The 13,871-nt window shown below is 70.7% G+C and carries 11 protein-coding genes and 1 tRNA gene; 4 read left to right on the forward strand and 8 right to left on the reverse strand.

The genetic code is table 11. From position 1 onward, the window contains the following. Positions 1-53: 53 nt before the first annotated feature. A complete protein-coding gene (locus tag JJ691_RS37185) occupies positions 54-1,133 on the reverse strand; it encodes a zinc-dependent metalloprotease (protein WP_249227259.1) in 1,080 nt (359 codons plus the stop codon). Between the two features lie 45 nt (positions 1,134-1,178). After that, positions 1,179-4,397 (reverse strand): D-alanyl-D-alanine carboxypeptidase/D-alanyl-D-alanine endopeptidase, encoded by a 3,219-nt coding sequence (gene dacB / locus JJ691_RS37190; RefSeq protein WP_211764200.1) that lies wholly within the window; start codon positions 4,395-4,397, stop codon positions 1,179-1,181. A gap of 182 nt (positions 4,398-4,579) precedes the next feature. On the opposite strand from dacB, the gene JJ691_RS37195 reads away from it, so the two are divergent. After that, positions 4,580-5,098: an inorganic diphosphatase gene (locus JJ691_RS37195; RefSeq protein WP_211764201.1), complete on the forward strand. Its 519-nt coding sequence runs from the start codon at positions 4,580-4,582 to the stop codon at positions 5,096-5,098. A 121-nt stretch (positions 5,099-5,219) separates the two neighbouring features. Here the strand turns inward: JJ691_RS37195 and JJ691_RS37200 are convergent, their stop codons facing one another. Together JJ691_RS37200 and JJ691_RS37205 are read right to left on the reverse strand one after the other, a co-directional pair. Further along, positions 5,220-6,920, reverse strand: coding sequence for an MDR family MFS transporter (locus JJ691_RS37200; RefSeq protein WP_211764202.1), 1,701 nt, complete (start codon positions 6,918-6,920; stop codon positions 5,220-5,222). After that, the gene (locus JJ691_RS37205; protein WP_249227260.1) at positions 6,920-7,429 is read right to left on the reverse strand and encodes a MarR family winged helix-turn-helix transcriptional regulator; all 510 of its coding nucleotides are present in this window, start codon (positions 7,427-7,429) and stop codon (positions 6,920-6,922) included. Before JJ691_RS37205 ends, JJ691_RS37200 begins: the two co-directional genes overlap by 1 nt. A gap of 142 nt (positions 7,430-7,571) precedes the next feature. On the opposite strand from JJ691_RS37205, the gene JJ691_RS37210 reads away from it, so the two are divergent. Then, positions 7,572-8,027 carry a DUF4442 domain-containing protein gene (locus JJ691_RS37210; protein ID WP_211764204.1) on the forward strand — a complete coding sequence of 152 codons (456 nt, stop codon included), beginning with the start codon at positions 7,572-7,574 and terminating at the stop codon, positions 8,025-8,027. A 69-nt stretch (positions 8,028-8,096) separates the two neighbouring features. Further along, on the forward strand, positions 8,097-8,777 hold the full coding sequence (locus JJ691_RS37215; protein WP_211764205.1) for a VC0807 family protein: 681 nt from the start codon (positions 8,097-8,099) through the stop codon (positions 8,775-8,777). Between the two features lie 55 nt (positions 8,778-8,832). Here the strand turns inward: JJ691_RS37215 and JJ691_RS37220 are convergent, their stop codons facing one another. The 4 genes from JJ691_RS37220 to JJ691_RS37235 form a co-directional block, all read right to left on the reverse strand. After that, positions 8,833-9,642 (reverse strand): C1 family peptidase, encoded by an 810-nt coding sequence (locus JJ691_RS37220; protein WP_211764206.1) that lies wholly within the window; start codon positions 9,640-9,642, stop codon positions 8,833-8,835. A gap of 189 nt (positions 9,643-9,831) precedes the next feature. Further along, positions 9,832-10,011, reverse strand: a complete 180-nt coding sequence (locus JJ691_RS37225; protein ID WP_211764207.1) for a hypothetical protein — start codon at positions 10,009-10,011, stop codon at positions 9,832-9,834. A gap of 692 nt (positions 10,012-10,703) precedes the next feature. Further along, on the reverse strand, positions 10,704-11,318 hold the full coding sequence (locus JJ691_RS37230; RefSeq protein WP_211764208.1) for a hypothetical protein: 615 nt from the start codon (positions 11,316-11,318) through the stop codon (positions 10,704-10,706). Between the two features lie 683 nt (positions 11,319-12,001). Next, positions 12,002-12,078: transfer RNA gene (locus JJ691_RS37235), tRNA-Thr, on the reverse strand. 196 nt (positions 12,079-12,274) lie between these two features. Between JJ691_RS37235 and JJ691_RS37240 the strand changes: the two genes are divergently transcribed. Beyond that, positions 12,275-13,870, forward strand: coding sequence for a hypothetical protein (locus tag JJ691_RS37240; protein WP_211764209.1), 1,596 nt, complete (start codon positions 12,275-12,277; stop codon positions 13,868-13,870). Position 13,871 lies beyond the last annotated feature (1 nt).

Here is a 13,871-nt window from a genome sequence, read left to right on the forward strand (position 1 = left end):
TCTACCAGCGACAACCCGAATTCGATCTTGCTGCGGGCCGGCCTGTGGACAACTCAGGGCCGGACTCGGCGGAGCCAGGCGTCGGGGTCGGCGATCTCCGCTCGGGACGGGAGGGTCTCCGGGGAGGTCCAGACCTCGTTGAAGCCCGGCATGCCGACGGCGTCCACCACGTGCCGGGTGAAGGCCGCACCCTCGGCGTACTGGCGGATCTTCGCCTCGACGCCGAGCACAGCCCGCAGCACGCGGTCGAGCACGCCGCCACCCTTGCGGCGGGCGGTGAAGCGGGTCCGGAGGGTGGTCACGGAGGGCACGACCACCGGCCCGACGGCGTCCATCACGTGGTCGGCATGCCCTTCGAGCAGGGTGGACAGCGCGACGAGCCGATCGAGCACGGCGCGCTGCTCGGGCGACTGGATGAGCTCCATCAAGGCGGTCGGCCCGACCTCGACGGGACGCACGGTCTTCAGCCGGTCCCGGGCGGAGCGGACCATCTCGGGGATGCGGTTGAACGCCCCGACGGCGGTGTCGTCCATGACCGACACGAGCTGTCCGACCTGCCCGGAGAAGTAGTCCCGCAGCCACGGCACGGCGGTGAACTGGAGCCGGTGGGTGACCTCGTGCAGGCACACCCACATGCTGAAGTCGCTGGCGGGCACGTCCATGGCCTGCCGGGCGGCGACGATGTTGGGGGCGACGAGCAGCAGCCGGCCGCCGGCGCCGAACGGGTCGTACTGGCCGAGCACCCGGGAGCTGAGGAAGGCCAGGACCATGCCGGCCTGCACGCCGGCGGTCCCGGCGAGCACGCCGGCCAGCGGACCGGGCAGGGTGGCGGGCATCGCGCCCTCGGTGAGCAGGGCCAGGCCCTCGCTGGCGGCCCGAACCCAGCCGTGCCGGTCGACGACGGTGCCCTCGTGCAGCGGCAGGTCGTGACCGAGGCCGGTCAGCTCCCGCACGTGCAGCTCGGCCGGGCCGGTCATGTCCCGCAGCTCGCGCACCACGGCGTCGGCCTCGGCTCTGGGCACGGACGGCCCGGAGCGGATCAACCGCTGGGCGGTCGACGCGGCGACCGACCAGTCCACCGGCGACGGAGGGCCACCGGCGGGCAGGGACCTGGCTGCGTTTCCGGCGTTCACGATCTCGACGCTACCTTGCGTGACGCCCCGATGGCAGCAGCCGACTCAGCGGCATCCGCAGCCGCGCAGCGCGGCGGCGACGGCGTCGAGCGCGGCCCGGCCCTGGTCGATCTGGGATCCGTTGGACATCAGGGCGAAGGCCAGGACCTTGCCGTCGGTGTCCTGCACGATGCCGGCCAGCGTGTTCACCCCGTCCAGGGTGCCGGTCTTGGCCCGCACGTAGCCCTTGCCGGCGCTGGAGGCCGCGTCCTTGTACCGGTCGGACAATGTGCCGCTGCCGCCGGCGACCGGCAGCCCGTTCAGCAGCGGCCGCAGCTTGGCCACCCGCGGGTCGTCACCGCCGTCCGGGCCGGCGGCCACGGTCATGATCGAGCCGAGCAGCCTGGCCGTCACACGGTCCTGAGTGGACAGTCCGCTGCCGTCCGACATGGTCACGCCGGTCAGGTCGAAGTTGTTGTTACGCAAGATGTTCAGCACGCTGCTGGCCCCGCCGGCGAAGGTCACCGGGGCGCCGGCCTGCTTGGCCACCTCGCGGCCGATGGCCTCGGCGAGCACGTTGTCGGAGATCTGCAGCAGGGTGCTGACCATGTCGGTCAGCGGCGGCGACTGCACGCTGCCGAGCACCTTCGCGTCGGCCGGCGCGGTCTGCTTGTCGACGGTGTTGGGGTCGGCCCCGAGCCGCCGCGCGAACTCCTTGGCCGCGTCCATGTCCGGCGAGGCCGTGCGGGCCGGGTCGGACGCGGTCGGCTTGCTGCGGCCGCCGTCCAGCATGATCGGCGTGATCGGGGCGACCGAGCCGCCGGCGATGTCGCTGTTCTCCCAACCCGGTGCCATCAGGTCGCCGCTGTAGCGGCTGGTGTCCAGCAGCACCTTCGTCACGGGGCCGCCGACCGCCTTCTTCACCTGCGCCACCAGATCGTCCAGGTGCGCCGCGCCGGGATAGACGCTCTCCTTGCCGGCCGGCAGGGAGGACAGCGTCGGATCGCCGCCGCCGACCAGGATCACCGAGCCCGGCTCGGGCCCGGCGACGACCTTGGTGGTGAAGCGGAACTGCGGGTCCAGCGACAGCAGCGCGGCCGTCATGGTGAGCAGCTTGCCGGACGACGCGGGCGTCAGCGGCGTGGTCGAGCTGTGGTCCCACAGCGATGTGCCGGTCGCCGGGTCGACGATGCTGCCGGTCAGCGTGCCCAATGCCGGGGCAGAGGCTGGGCCGGCCAGCGCGGCGGCGAGGCCGGCCGAGGTCGGCGTCGGGGGATTGCTCAGCGGCTTGATCAGCAGGTCCGGGACCGACGGGGACGGCGGCGGCGAGGTGGGGGTGACCGACGGGCCACTGAGCCCGAGAGCCTGCACCACGCCGGGCGCGCCGAACCAGATGCCCACACCGAGCGCGAGCACCAGCACGAGCGCGAGACCCACCAGCGCCGGCTTGCGGGACCGACGCGCGGCAACCGGCTCGTTCTCCTCGGACGCCCGCGGCGGCGGTGGCAGCTGCGGGGCCGGCTGCGGCACGTCGTCGCCCAGCTCGGGACGTCCGGCGGCGGGCGGGCGCGGCAGCCGCACGCGCACCGTCGGCGAGTCGTCGCCGGCCAGCGCCTCGGCGGGGTTGGGCAGCTGGACGGTCGGCGGGTCGAGCCGGGCCCGGTCGTTGTCCACGGGCATCGCGACCGTGTCCTCGAGCGGGGAGACGGGCGGGACCGGCCCGATCTTGACGGGCACGTCGGCCAGCCTGATCCGGAGCGTGTCGGGCTCCTTCGGCCGCGCCGGGGGCGGCGGCTGCGGGGCCGGCGGCTTCGGGAACTGCGTGGTCGGCGGGGCGGGCGGCCTCGGCGGCTGCCCGGCCGGCTTGGGCGGCACGACCGGTGGCCTGACCGGCAGCGCGGTTGTCGCCTCCGCCGGGCGCACGGTCGGCTTCGGCGGTTGGGGCGGCTGGACGGGCGGCACCGCCAGCTTGGCGGTCGGCGGCTCCGCCGGCTTGGGAGGTGGCGTCGGCCTGGTCGGCTGAGTGACCGGCGCAGTCACCGGCTCCGCCGGCTTGGCGGGAGTCGACGACTCCATCGGCTTGGTCGGCTGAGGAGCGGTCGGTGTCGCCAGTTTCGCGGTCGGCGGGACCACCGGCTTGGCGGACTCCGTAGCCACCGGCTTGGCCGGAGTCGCAGGCTCCACCGGCTTGACCGGCTCGAACAGCGACGCCGCCGGCTTCGCGGTCGGCGCAGTCACCGGCTCCGCCGGCTTGACGGGGGTCGAGGATGCCGGCGGCGTGGTCGGCGGGGCAGGCGAGGCTGCCGGCTTCCCGGTCTGAGCGACCACTGGCTTGGTCGGAGTCGAAGGCTCCGCCGGCTTGGCTGGAGTCGACGGCTCTACCGGCGTGGCCGGCTCGAAGAGCGACACTGCTGGCTTCGCGGTCGGCCGGACCAGCGGCTCCGCCGGCTTGACCGGAGTCAAGGGCTCCGGTGGCGTGGTCGGCTTCGCGGTCTCCTTGGCTGCCGGCTCAACTGGTTTGGTGGGCTTCGGGGACTCCGGCTGAGCGGCCGGCTCCTCCGCCTTCACGACCGCCGGCTCTACTGACTTGGCGGGCTCCGCCGGCTTGTCGGACTGGGTCGCCGGCCCGTCCGTCTTCGCGGTCGGCGGCTCCGCCGGCTTGGCGGGTGGCTCCGGCTTGGCGGGCTCCGCCGGCTTGCCCGGCTGAGTCGCGGGCGCCGTCTCCTTCCCGGCCGGCGACGAGGGCTCTGCCGGCTCCGACGCTTCGGCCTTCGCGGCCGGCTCGGGCTTGGCCGGCTCCACGGGCTTCGGCTCCGCCGGCGGCGAGTCCTGGGCTTCGGACTTGACGGGCTCGGGAGCCGAAGCCGCGGGCTTCGAGGGCTGCTCGGCCGACTCCGAAGGCTGGTCAACCGGCTCCTCGGCCGCTGTCTTCGGTGCCGAGGGCTGCTCAACCGGCTTGGCCGGCTCCGGGGTGGCGGGCGTCGTGGCCTCGTCGGCCGAGGGGGCCGATGGGGCCGATGCCGCCGGCTCAGCCGCGGCAGCAGCCGCCTCCGAGGACTCCGCAACCGGTTCCGAGGGCTGCTCGGCCGACGTCGGCTCATCCTTCGCGACTTTCACCCCATCGGGTGACGAGGAGTCGGCGGCCGGCCACTCCGGCTCGGCGGTGTCGTCGTCGGCCGCCGGCCAGCCGAACTGATCGGTCCCACCTGCTGCGACGGCCTCCGCCGGGGCGCCGTCCGCCGGCTGGTCCGGCCAGTCGGGCGCGGATGGGCCGGATTCGGGCACAACGTCCTCCTCAACGGGGCCCGTGGCCGACACGGACCAAACTCACACAGCTCACCGGCCGCACGGATGCCGGAGACACACGACTTGTGGTCCACACTAGTGGCGTAACCGGAGTGCCAACCCCGACGTAGGGCGCCGCCGCTGGAGCGGGCCCGCGTTAAGAGGCGAAACGAGCGAGGACAGTGGAGTTCGACGTCACCATCGAGATCCCCAAGGGTGTTCGGAACAAGTACGAGGTCGACCACAAGACGGGCCGGATCCGGCTGGACCGGACGCTGTTCACGGCGACCCAGTACCCGGCCGACTACGGGTTCGTGGACGACACGCTCGGCGAGGACGGGGACCCGTTGGACGCCCTCGTGCTGGTCCAGGAGCCGACCTTCCCGGGCTGCCTGATCCGGGCCCGCACGATCGGCATGTTCCGGATGACCGACGAGAAGGGCGGCGACGACAAGCTGCTCTGCGTGCCGGCCGACGACGTGCGGTCCGAGCACCTGCGTGACATCCACCACCTCAACGAGTTCCACAAGCTGGAGATCCAGCACTTCTTCGAGGTGTACAAGGACCTGGAGCCGGGCAAGAGCGTCGAGGGCGCGACCTGGGTCGGTCGCACCGAGGCCGAGGCCGAGGTGAAGCGCTCCTACCAGCGCTACCAGGACGCGATCGCGAGCGGCGAGATGGAGCCCTTCGCCAAGCACTGAGCCCGTGCCATGAAGGGCCCTTTACTCGCGTTGAACGTGAGTAAAGGGCCCTTCATGCCATCGGGGAGAGCATGAAGAAGGGGCCTTCCACAGGCGGAAGGCCCCTTCTCGTTCGGTTAGCTCACTCCATCACGGGCATCAGCGGGCGCTCGTCGGCGTCCTCGCCCTCGGCGGCGCGCTGCAGGCCGGACTTGGTCGACAGCGGCACCTCCCGCAGGAACCAGACCAGCACGAACGCGATCACCGTGGTGATGCCGCCGACCACGAACACCGTGTCCATCGCGGACGCGAAGCCCTCCAGCAGCGGCCGCGCCAACCGGGCGTCCAGCAGCTGGATGAACGAGGTGTTCTCCAGGTCGATGTTGCCGCCGCCGGTGGCCAGCCCCTTGAGGAAGCTCGCGTTGGCCGGGTTGGCCAGCACCTTCGGGTCCTGCGTGGCGGCGATGAACGCCGGGTCGGTCCGCGCGCTCTGGAACGCGCTGGCGATCCGGTCGCCGACCACACCGAACAGGATGGACAGCGAGATCGCCGTGCCGGCGGTGCCGCCGATGCCGCGGAAGAACGTGGCGGACGCGGTGGCCACGCCCATGTCCTGCGGCGCGGCGACGTTCTGGATGGCCAGCACCAGGGTCTGCATGCACAGGCCGAGGCCGAGGCCCATCAGCGCCATCACGAAGCCGGCGTAGACCAGGTTGGTGTCCGCGGACAGCCCGCTGAACAGGAACAGCGCGGTGGCCATGGCGGCGGTGCCGATGATCGGCAGCACCTTGTAGCGACCGGTCCGGGCGATCACCTGGCCGGAGCTCAGCGAGGACACCGTGATGCCGACCATCAGCGGCAGCGTGAGCAGGCCGGCGTTGGTCGGCGTCTCACCCTTGACGATCTGCAGGTACAGCGGCAGCGCGGCCAGGCCGCCGAACATGCCCATGCCGACGATGAAGTTGAGCACGTTGGCCAGGCTGAACACGGTGTTGCGGAACAGCCGCATCGGCAGCAGCGCCGCGTCGCCCATGCGCAGCTCGACGAAGATGAAGGAGACGATGCCGACGGCGCCGACGGCGAACATCGCCAGCGAGCCGGCCGAGCCCCAGCCCCACTGCTGGCCCTGCTCGGCGACGATCAGCAGCGGCACCACGCCCAGGCACAGCGTCAGCGCGCCCCAGTAGTCGACCTTCTGCTCGACGCGGCGGTGCGGCAGGTTCAGCACCCGGCTGACCACGATCAGCGCGATCACGCCGATCGGGATGTTGACCAGGAACACCCAGCGCCAGCCGTCCACGCCCAGCAGCGTGGGCAGGCCGGCGAAGAAGCCGCCGACCACCGGGCCGGCCACGCTGGACAGGCCGAACACGGCCAGGAAGTAGCCCTGGTACTTGCCCCGCTCGCGGGCCGGGATCATGTCGCCGACGATGGCGAAGGCCAGCGACATCAGGCCGCCGGCGCCGACGCCCTGCAGGGCGCGGAACCCGGCCAGCTCGTACATCGACGTGGAGATGCCGGACAGCACGGAGCCGACCAGGAAGATGGTGATCGCGGCCAGGTACATCGGCTTGCGGCCGTAGATGTCGGACAGCTTGCCGTACAGCGGCGTCGCGATGGTGGAAGTGATCAGGTAAGCGGTGGTGGCCCACGCCTGCAGCGTCTGGCCGTGCAGCTGGTCGGCGATGGTGCGCATGGCCGACGAGACGATCGTCTGGTCCAGCGCGGCCAACAGCATGCCCAGCATCAGACCCGAGATCACGGTCAGGATCTGTCGCTGGGTGAACCCCCCACCGCCGACACCGGCGGACCTCGGGGCCGCCGTGGAAGCGGTCTGTGACATTACTTCTCCCCTCCCACGCCCGCCTGGTCGGCGAACGCGGCGATGAACACCGGCAGATGGCGCTCGTAGTCGGTGATGAACCGCTCGAAGAGCTCGGCGAACCGGGCCCGGTCGCCATCGGGCCAGTGCGTGATCATTTGCGCGATCTGCGCGTTGCGCCGACCGCGCGCGTCCGCGAGCAGGGCCCGGCCCCGCTCGGTCGTGGCCAGGACGGTCGCCCGCCCGTCCTGCTTGTCCACCTGCCGCTCCACCAGACCCGCCTTGACCAGCTGCGCCACCTGGCGGCTGACCGTGGACGGGTCGGCGTGCAGCATCTCGGCCAGCGCCCCCGACCTGCGCGGACCCTGCTCCGCCAGCGTGACCAGCAGCATGAACGTCGGCCGGTCCATGCCGGCCTTGCTGCTGGAGGACGACACGCAGGCCAGCAACCGGTGCAGGCGCGCGATCGACATCCCGATGCCGTCGGCCACCTCCAGGTCGTCCGGCGCGATCTCGTCCAGCGGAACCACGGGGCTCCCCCCTGTTGCTTGTGTCATCCAAGTAGTTGCCAAGTACAAGCATGCATCTCGCGCCAATGTCTTAGCAACTGAAATAATCTGTGAGCTCGGTCATGGGATCCGCGTTAAGTTACTGTCGAGTAGCATCCGTCCCATGAGCACTGACTACGCACTCATCGGCGAGGGCATGAAGACGGCCGTGCCGTGGGTCGGCAACAACGGCGTGGAGTTCGAGCACATCGGACCGGATAAGGTCGTCGCCACCATCGCCGACGACGCGCGTCAACACAACCACGTCGGCGGCTTGCACGCCGCCATGATTTTCGGGATCGGCGAGACCGCCTCCGGCGCGCTGCTGCTCACCGCGTTCGCCGAGCAGCTCGGCCGGGCCACCCCGCTCGTGGTCAACGCCGAGATCGCCTACCGCAAGGTGGCGCGTGGTCCGCTGCGGGCCGAGGCCGTGCTCGGCCGGGACACCGCCGAGGTGATCGCCGAGCTGGACGCGGGCGAGCGCCCCGAGTTCCCGGTGCACGTCACCATCAGCAACGCCGAGGGTGTGATCACCACCGAGCTCACCGTGCTGTGGACGTTGCGGCCCAACCGGTCGTGACAACTGTCATGGCCGAGCTCGATGGTTCGGCACCCGCACGGGAAGCCCGGCGTTCGTAGCGTTCTGGCCATGACGACGACGCAGCCAGCCGCAGCCACCCAGACCACCGAGTCGGACCAGCCGCAGAGCCCGCTGAGCCGGCTGCTGCCGCTGATCCTCGACATCGGCCTGCCGCTGGGCAGCTACTACCTGCTCAAGGGCTTCGGCGTGGACGTGATCACGGCCCTGATCGTCAGCGGCCTGATCCCGGCCGCCCGCACGATCTGGACCACGCTGCGGGCCGGCAAGCCCGACCAGTTCGCGCTGGCGGTGCTGGTCGTGACCCTGGTCAGCATCCCGATCACGCTGCTGACCGGGTCGCCGACCTTCATGCTGGCCAAGGACGGCCTGGGCACCGGGGCGCTGGGCCTGTTCATCTGTGTGATGGCGCTGCGCAACCAGCCGGTGATGGCCAAGGGCTTCAAGCCGTTCATCGCCGAGACCACCGGCAAGGCGCGGGCCTGGGACGACCTCGCCGCCAACTCCCAGGAGTTCCGCGGCCTGCTCAACCGGGCCAACCTGGTGTGGGGCATCGGTTTCCTGGTCGAGGTGGCGCTGCGGCTGCTGATCGTGTTCACGCTGCCGTTCGACACCGCGGTGTGGGCCACCAACTTCCCGCTGTTCGCGGCGATCATCGGCTGCTCGGTCGTGCAGCGGATCTGGCTGGGCCCGGCGGCCCGGATGGTCAACGCCGCCGCCGGCGAGAAGTGACCGCACAGCAACGAAAACGGCCCGGCCGCCGATGGCCGGGCCGTTTCGGCGTCGCTCAGGTGACCACGCGGATGGTCCAGAAGTCCGAGGACAGGGACCGCTCGGTCAGGTAGGCGTACGGCATGGTGAAGTGGCCCTGCTGGCCCCAGCTCGTGCCCCACGAGTTGCGCACCAGGAAGCGCTGGCTGGCGTCGTCGTAGCCGACGGCGAGCACCGCGTGGCCGCCGAGCAGCTGCTCCGACGGGCCGGGCATCGGCACCACGCCGCTGTCGGCGACCTGCTGGCTCTCGAAGCTCTCGTACACGCTGAAGCCGAAGACGAACGGATAGCCGGCGGCCAGGCAGCCGCGCAGCTGGTCCAGCGTCGTCACCACCCGCTGGTAGGTGGTCGCCCGGCTCTTCAGCGCGTCCTGGTAGCAGGCGTTGCTCGGCTTGGTGGCCTCCCGGGAGCCGGCCGGGAAGTGGCCGTTCGCGTCGGCCGGAATGGCCTCGTAGGGCCACTCGGTCTCGGGGCAGACGCCCTGCTTGGCCACGCTCTTCACACCGTCGCGGATCTGCGCGCCGGAGTCGGTGCCGACGCTGCCCTCCATGGCCCGCTCGTTGTAGTAGATGAACAGGCGGGACGGCGTGAAGTCGGCGAGCCCCTGCTTGCGCAGCGAGAACTCGAAGGCGCCGGCGATGGCGTTGGCCGTGCAGCTGCCGATCTGACCCTGGTCGTAGCACTCGGGCAGGCCGGCCCTCAGGTCGGTCTTGGCCGGCAGGTTGGCGAGGGCGGCGCGGGGCGCGGCGTAGACGAGGTCCCTGGCGTCGGGCAGGTCAGGAATCCATCCGTAGCGGGCGACGCTCCTCGGTGTCGGACTGGTCATGGTGATGTCCCCTCGTAGGGCCGCCGTTACCCGGCGGGTACCGCTGACAGGACCATCGGCACTGGCGCCTGATACGAAACTCGGCCGTTTGAGTGGCGGGCCGGAAATCACCCAAACACACCAAGGGGCGCCCGACGGAATGGGATCTCCGTGGACGCCCCAGGTAAAACTTCGCTTATTCCTGCGCCGTCACGCCGGCGGCAGCCACCCCGCGAAGACCCGCCGCACCAGCGTCGGCAGCAGCCCCGAGCTGGCCCGACGGTGCGCGCCGCGGTGGCCGCGGCGCGAGGTCGCCGGCTGCTGCGGCGAACTCGGCGGCCGGTTCGCCGACCGGGTGCGATCCGGGAAAGCGTGCACAATGATCTGCACTCGGTCGTGTGACCCGTCACGCTGAGGTGGCGGTTCTACACTCAAAGTCGGTCCTCTCTCGGCAACGACATGGGATGGACTGAGCCGCCGCGGTTCCTGCTGCCACGTCGACCGCGGCCTTTTTTGGTGCCGGAATCATGCTCCCGTCACCGCCCCCTGACACGAGGGGTTGATCCCACACCGCCCGATCATCGACGACCGGTCGCCCCCGATCGACGAACGGCACCCCGGTATCGGTCGCCATGATCGTCGAAACGCTTCGGTTCACACTTTCGAGTGACTCAAGGGTTACACGCAGATGCACGTGCGCGGGATATTCCACAACTCCCGCACGTCACGACACTAAAGAGTGACCCTCAAATGAGAGGGGAGGTTACGCAGGTCACGAGCCCATCGTCGGGCGCTGACAACGCTGTCAGTGAAGAATTCCATGAAACCGCGCCGCCGCCGAGGGTGAGTGCGCTGGGCCTTACGACCCATGGCCCCGCACATCATCGTGCGGCCCGCATCGACCGGCTACTCATCCGGCCGCCACTGGGGTGGCGTCGTCAGTGCGCGACGATCGGCGACTCGACGTGGGCCTTCGCGACGCGCATCCACCACGTGTGTGACCAGGCCTCGCGCGGCTCTCGCCCCGACACAGGGTGCTTTCCCATCTGTGGAGGGCCGTGCGGGGCCTACCTCGTCAGCACCTAGCTCGACAGGGCTGACCGCTCCTCGGCCGTGACCGGCGGTTGCGCCGCCGGCGAGTGTCGCGGCCCCCGCAGCGTGGCCAACACGATCTTCGGCGCCACCAGGGTGGTCATCGGCACGGACAGGGTCATCGCGTCGATCAGCGCCTCGGCCACGTCGGGCCGGCTGATCGCCGTCCTGGTCAGGCGTTCCACGTACCGGCGGACCACCAGCGTCATCCGGGTCGGTCCGGCGCCGGTCACGTTGGGATACAAGCAGTCCTCGCCCGAGGCCGTCGTCCAGGCGGGTTCGACGGTCCGCCCGATCGCCCGCTGGATCCGTCGACCGGTGTCCGCGCCCAGCCCTCGACCATCCAGTTCGTCGCGCATCGCCCGTGCCCCCAACGCCGCCACCGACATGCCGTGCCCGTACACGGGGTTGTAGGTCGCCACCGCGTCCCCCAGCACCACCAGGCCCGCCGGCCACTGCTTGTTCTTCTCGAAGAACCGCCGCCGGTTCACCAGCCCATGCGCCGTCACCATGTCCGTCAGCGGTTCGGCGTCAGCAATCAGGTCGCCGACAACCGGATGCCGCACCGCTTCCCGCGCGAACCTGACGAAGTCCTCCGCATCCACCGCCGCACCACCGAGTCGATGAGGCTCCGGCTGCACGACATCAGGTATTGCTTGCCCGGGAACCTTGTCAGCCATCCCTGGGCACTCATCGACACCAGGTGCCCTGGCAGCTCATGCCGATGCGCCCCTGCCCCCAGCAGTTCTTCCATCGCCCCCGGCACCAGGCTCTCGATCGCCCTCGCCCCACCCGACATCAACAGGTGCGCGTGCCTCGCTTGCGGCACCCCTCACCGATCCGCCGCCCCTTCCGGCAGTCGATCCCGTTCCACCACAACGACTTCGTCCGCATGCCCCGTCACCGCCGCCACCGCCAACGTCCCCGCCAGCCCCCCACCCAAAACCACCACGCGCCGCTTCCCCGCCCCCATCCCGCCCCCCAGTCAGTCCGATTCCCCCAACCTAGGCCCAATTCCACCCCGCACGAGAAGGCGGCAGTGCAGGAAGCGGAGGGGCTGGGGGAGTCAAAGCGGAAACGCAGAAACAACGGAAGCAAGGCCGACCCACCGCAGGGGCGAGCGAAGCGAAGCCTGACCCGAGGGCGATGGCGAGCGCAGCGAGCCGAGCCCCGATGGGGGGTGCAGGGGGGCGAAGCCCGCCCTGCCTGGGGGTGTGGGGCGCGAGCCCCACAAGCGAAGCGGAAGACAAACGGCGAGCGCTCTGCGCGAGCACTCGCCGTCCATGTCTGGAGCCGCCTGTCGGAATCGAACCGACGACCTGCTCATTACGAGTGAGCTGCTCTGGCCGACTGAGCTAAGGCGGCGTGGTGCGTGACCACTATAGCCGGAGCTCGGGGCTGCTCGCGCACGGGTTGGCGGGCAGGCGGGGGTGACGGGGGTCTCATCTGGGCGGGTTCGCTCGATAGCGCTAACGGTGGGCCCGTCACCTGCGGTTACCTACGTCGTTAGCCCCTACGTGACGCCGGTCTCAGGCGCCGGTCACTGAGGAGGAAGCTGCTGATGCGAGGTCGCCCGCCGCTCGCCCTGGCATTGCCGGCCGCTGTCGCCTTGTTGGCGGTGGGTGCGGGTCCGGCGTTCGGGGTGCCGACGACGACGCCGGTGCCCGGTCCGGCGGATCCGAGTCAGCCGCCGGCGTCGGCGGCGAATGGGCCGCAGCCGTTGGGGCACGCGGTGGGGGACGCGGGTGGCGGCTTGGCGGTGGTGCGGCTGCTGCCGAATTCGACGCCGACCACGACGATCTTGCCGGGTTTGCAGGACGAGCTGCCGAAGCAGCCGGCGGCGGAGGCGGGGTTCGGCCTGTCGAGCGCGCAGGCGAACTCGGAGGCGTATCTGTCGTACGAGCGGGCGATCGCGCAGGCGTCGCCGTTGGGGTTCGCGATCGGGGGGAACGCGCCGCAGACGCCGGGCTCGTTGTCGCAGACGGCGCTGCCGGACAATCCGCAGCCGTCGACGGGTGGCCTGACTCCGCCGTCGACGCCGCTGGACTCGCTGGTGAAGGTGGGTCTGCTGAACGGCAGCGTGCACGCGCGCTGGAGCGAGACGACGGGCCCGTGTGTGGACACGATCTCGGACGCGCAGACGTCGTTGGCGGATCTGTCGGTGTTGAACGCGATCCCGAACCTGCCGAACGTCACGGACCTGACGGGCTTGATCAACCCGAGTTCGAAGCTGGACCAGGGCACGGCCAACCAGGTCGTGGACTCGCTGAAGACGATGACGGCCCCGTTGAGCCAGCTGGGCGGCCTGTTGTCGGGCAAGCCGTCGGCGGATGGCCTGGGTTCGCTGGTGAGCCTGCCGAACACGCTGAGTTCACGTTCGGTGGTGAAGCTGGTGGACATCCCGGGGTCGCCGAACAAGGCGGTGCAGTCGACGTCCACGATGCAGGTGGCCAGCGTGAAGATCCTCGCGGGCACGCCGATGGAGCTGGACGTGAACGTGGTCAGCCAGCCGACGTTGCAGGTGACGTCGACGGGTGACGCGAAGACGTCGACGGTGGCCTACACGGCTCCGGTGTTGCAGGTGGTGCAGGGCGGCAAGACGCTGGGCACGCTGGATGCGGCGAATCCGAAGCTGGATGTGCCGGTGGGCGTTCCGCTGCCGGGCGCGGACCAGCTGGGCAAGCTGCCGATCATCGGCGGTCTGCTGCCGAACGGCAGTGCGCTGCCGGCGAACCTGAAGAAGATCGACATCGGCGTGCTGCGGCTGCAGATCGCCGAGTTGGACCAGAAGACGCAGGCGATCAAGGGCCAGCCGTTCGACGGCTTCCAGCTGGGCGCGACGGCCCGGCTGCTGGATCTGCAGGTGCTGCCCACGGACGCGTTGGGCCTGCCGAACCTGCCGTCGGCGCTGGCCCAGGTGACGTTGGGCGAGCAGGTGGCGCGGGCAGTGGCGCCGACCGGTGGCGTGGTGTGCGGTTCGACGACGACACCGGGCACGCCGGCGAACCCGGCCCCGCAGGGCTCGCCGCCGCTGGCCTACACGAACGCGGCGTACGCGGCGATCCCGTTGTTCTGGACGGGCACGGCGTTGCTGCTGGTCGGCGTGGTGGTTGTCGCGGCGCTGCCCTACCGCCGGCAGCGCCGCGACAACGGCTAGC

This window comes from Kutzneria sp. CA-103260 (genome assembly GCF_018263855.1).
Classification (GTDB): Bacteria; Actinomycetota; Actinomycetes; order Mycobacteriales; family Pseudonocardiaceae; genus Kutzneria.

Excerpts from the sequence above, each read along its gene's own strand:
- JJ691_RS37200 (WP_211764202.1), bottom strand. The coding sequence starts at position 6,920 with ATGTCACAGACCGCTTCCACGGCGGCCCCGAGGTCCGCCGGTGTCGGC.
- JJ691_RS37210 (WP_211764204.1), top strand. The coding sequence starts at position 7,572 with ATGAGCACTGACTACGCACTCATCGGCGAGGGCATGAAGACGGCCGTG.
- JJ691_RS37215 (WP_211764205.1), top strand. The coding sequence starts at position 8,097 with ATGACGACGACGCAGCCAGCCGCAGCCACCCAGACCACCGAGTCGGAC.
- JJ691_RS37220 (WP_211764206.1), bottom strand. The coding sequence starts at position 9,642 with ATGACCAGTCCGACACCGAGGAGCGTCGCCCGCTACGGATGGATTCCT.
- JJ691_RS37240 (WP_211764209.1), top strand. The coding sequence starts at position 12,275 with ATGCGAGGTCGCCCGCCGCTCGCCCTGGCATTGCCGGCCGCTGTCGCC.